The organism is Amycolatopsis thailandensis (assembly GCF_042723255.1).
GTDB classification, from domain to species: domain Bacteria; phylum Actinomycetota; class Actinomycetes; order Mycobacteriales; family Pseudonocardiaceae; genus Amycolatopsis; species Amycolatopsis thailandensis.
On record NZ_JBHXJK010000263.1, the window covers coordinates 1 to 3,126 of the forward strand.

Genomic DNA, 3,126 nt, shown 5'->3' on the forward strand with positions numbered 1-3,126 from the left:
TTCGCAACCTTCACCGTTGCGAAAGTGGCTTTCGCGACACCGGAAACCGGCGCTCAGAACTGCCTGATCACCAACCCCATCGAGGAGTCTCACGAGACCCGGCCGAGGCGGCCCTGCAGCCACGCCGCGGCCAGCTCCACCCGGGAATGGCTGCCGGTGCGCTCGAACAGCGACGTCAGCCGGGCTTCGATGCGTTTCTCGCTGACTTGCAGTGCCGCCGCGATCTGCCGGTTGGTGTGGCCGTTCGCGATCAGGCCGACGATGTGCCGCTCCAGAGGATCCAGGGTCGCCCGGTCGGCCCGGTCCGCGCGGTCCGCCGAAAAGGTGATCTGGTGCTGTTCGAGCAACGCCGCCACGGACGTCAGTTTCGTGACGGCGTCGAGCCGCCGCAACGTCCGGTGCGCTTCGAGCAGTGAGGGCGCGGGGACCGGGCTCACCTCGCCGAACGCCGTGCACGCCTCGGCGATCCGGAACGCGTCACCGGACTGCCGGGCCAGCTTGACCCCCGCGCGCACCGACTCCAGGTCCCCGCGCACGAGACCACCGCACACCAGGGCCGCTTCCTGGACCGAAGCGGTCGGGGTGCGGGCGGCGAGACCCTCCAATTCGGACAGCAGGCGAGTGACGGACTCGGTGTCCCCTTGGCGCCTCGCCTCGTGCAGAAGCCGGGCCAAGAGGCGTTCCATCCCCGCCCGCAGCCCGCGTTCGCGACAGTCGGTGTAATCGCGCCAACCGCGTTCCAGCGCGTCGTCGCGGTTCAGCAGGCAGCGCACCCACGCGACGTAGGCGTCGGCGGAGGTGCGGAAAGGCAAGCGGCGCAACCAATCCGCCGCTCGGTCCGGCCGGTCGCGCTGGGCGCAGATCTCCGCGGCGAACACGCTCGCGAACCGGTGACGACGAGGCGGGTCCCACCACAGGCGGTCGCCTTCGAGCCGCCGCGCCAGCGACAGCGCCGTGTCCCACTCGCCCTCGCGGTAGGCCTGCCGGACCGCGTGCCAGTCGACCGAGAAGCCGGTCGTCGGCGGCTGGTAACGGCCGCGCAGCAGGACATTCAGCACGCTGACCGTGTCGAGGAGCTCGGCGGCTTCGGCGACGTCCTCGTGCGGCGGCAGCTCCGGTGGCACCAGCCATTCCTCGGCGGGCCTGCCCCCGTCGCCGGGCAACGCGCCCAGCAGGATCCCGGCGCCGAGGGCGAACAGAGGGTCCTCCTCGGCGCCGCAAGCGCGCGCGAGTACCCGTACCGCCTCGGCGGCTACCTGCCGGTCGGCCCGGTTGATCGCGTCGAGCAGGCCACGGCATTCGCGGGCGGTGTCGAGGGCGCGGGCGACCTCCACGGCCAGCGGACGCACGACGTCGAGTTCGGCGAGCCGCTGTTCGTGGGCGAGCGCGCCGAACCAGCACATCAGGACGGTGGCGGACAGCCGGGCGGACGGCCAGGCGCCGTCGAGCCGCGGTGCCACGACGGTGGCGAGGTCGTCGGCCAGCGTGCCGTATCCACCGGCCGCGAGACTGTCCGTGAGCAGGGCCCGGAGCACCTCGGGAATCCGGCCGTCGGACGGATCGAGCAGCCGGAGCGCCGCCATCCGGTAGCGGCGGGCGGTCGGCAGATCGGTGCTCGCGCCCGCGGCCGCGGCGAGCAGGAGGCCCGCCGCTTCCGGATCCGGCGGCGACGGCGGGAGTTCGGCGAGATGCGGGGCGATCTCGGCGGGGTCGGGAAGCCGCCGTCCGAGGAGGTCTCGCGTGATCCTCCGGTGCAGGACGGTGCGCCAGCGCGTGCCGTGCTCCAGCCGGAGTCTGTCGGCCAGCGCGGGGATGGCGAACTCCACCGCGCCGTCCGTCCCGGTGCGAAGGATCCCGGCCCGGACCAGATCGTCGAGGGCCTGGCCCGTGGCGGACGGCGACAGTGCCGCCGCGGACGCGAGCCAAGGCAGTCTTTCGAGGGTGGGGGCGCTTTGTTCGCTCAGCACCGCGATGACGGCGGCCAGCCGCCGGGAGCGTGGCCCGAGCCGCCGCAGCCGGAGTGTCTCGGGGTGCCCGCCGGGCAGCGCGATCGGTGGGCCCGCGCCGATCAGGCAGACGTGCTCGTCGATGACCGACAGCCTGCCGGTGGCGCGCAGGCCGGAGATCGTCGCGCCGACGGTGCCGGGATTGCCGAACAGCGGTCCGAGCGCGGTGCGCACGGAGGTGACGAGCGCGGGGTCGCTCGCGATCCGCCCGGCACGGGTCGTCCAGCCGGGCAGCAGCGCCGTCGTTTCCGCGGCGGTCAGCGGCCGGAGACCGATCGTGCCGTCGGCGACGGCGAACAGCTTGCCGACCGGGCCGCCCGCCGGATCCCGGCCGGTCACGGTCGCGACGGTGACCGTCCCGGTGGCGCGGGCTCCCTCGGCGACCAGGGTGAGCACGGTGGCGAGCTCGGGCGGAAGCAGGTCGAAGTCGTCGAAGTGCAGCATGATCCGGCTGCGCGGGGCGAGGGTGGCGAGGACGGTGATCAGGTCGTGGGCCGTCGTCTGCGGTCCGGCGCCGGAACCCGACTCCAGCCGGGCCCGGAGCCAGGCGACGGCGCTGAGCATGCTGACCAGCTCGGGCCGGTCGAGCGCGGTGATCAGCTCGACAAGCTGGGTCGTCAGCCGGAGCAGGACGGTCTCGGGCTCGGGGCCGGCGGGTACGGGCAGCACGGCGGCGCCGGAGCGGCGCCCGCGCTGGGCCAGCCCGGAAAGGACGGTGCTGCGGCCGCTGCCCACGGGCCCGTGCACCACCCAGATCGCGCCGGACCCGGTGAGGACCCGGTCCAATGCGGCCTGCGCGTCGTCCGGACCGGCACTCGTGACGGCCGTCGCTCCCATTTCCCTCCTCGACCGGCGCGGGACCACGGCGCGGCCGGGCGACGGTCGCTCCGAGCATGGCGCAAGGAAGACCGTTCGGTCGGGAGGTCAGGCGGCCGGGGCACCTTCGGCCAGCATAGTTGCCCCGGCGGACCACGGAGCGGCTTTCCGTCGCGTTTCGTCCTCTGGATGCGGTCCTTGCGCGTGCAACCACCGCATCCAGAGGACTAACCGCGGGTGCTCTCGGCCACCGGGTCGGGTGGCAAGTCCGTGAAGGCCTCCTTGAGGGACCCAGGGTCCCTCA

Annotated in this window: 1 protein-coding gene; it reads right to left on the reverse strand. The window is 73.5% G+C overall.

The genetic code is table 11. The features are described 5' to 3' along the window. Positions 1-89: 89 nt before the first annotated feature. Positions 90-2,843, reverse strand: coding sequence for a helix-turn-helix transcriptional regulator (locus ACFWMR_RS42540; protein ID WP_378382490.1), 2,754 nt, complete (start codon positions 2,841-2,843; stop codon positions 90-92). Positions 2,844-3,126: the final 283 nt, after the last annotated feature.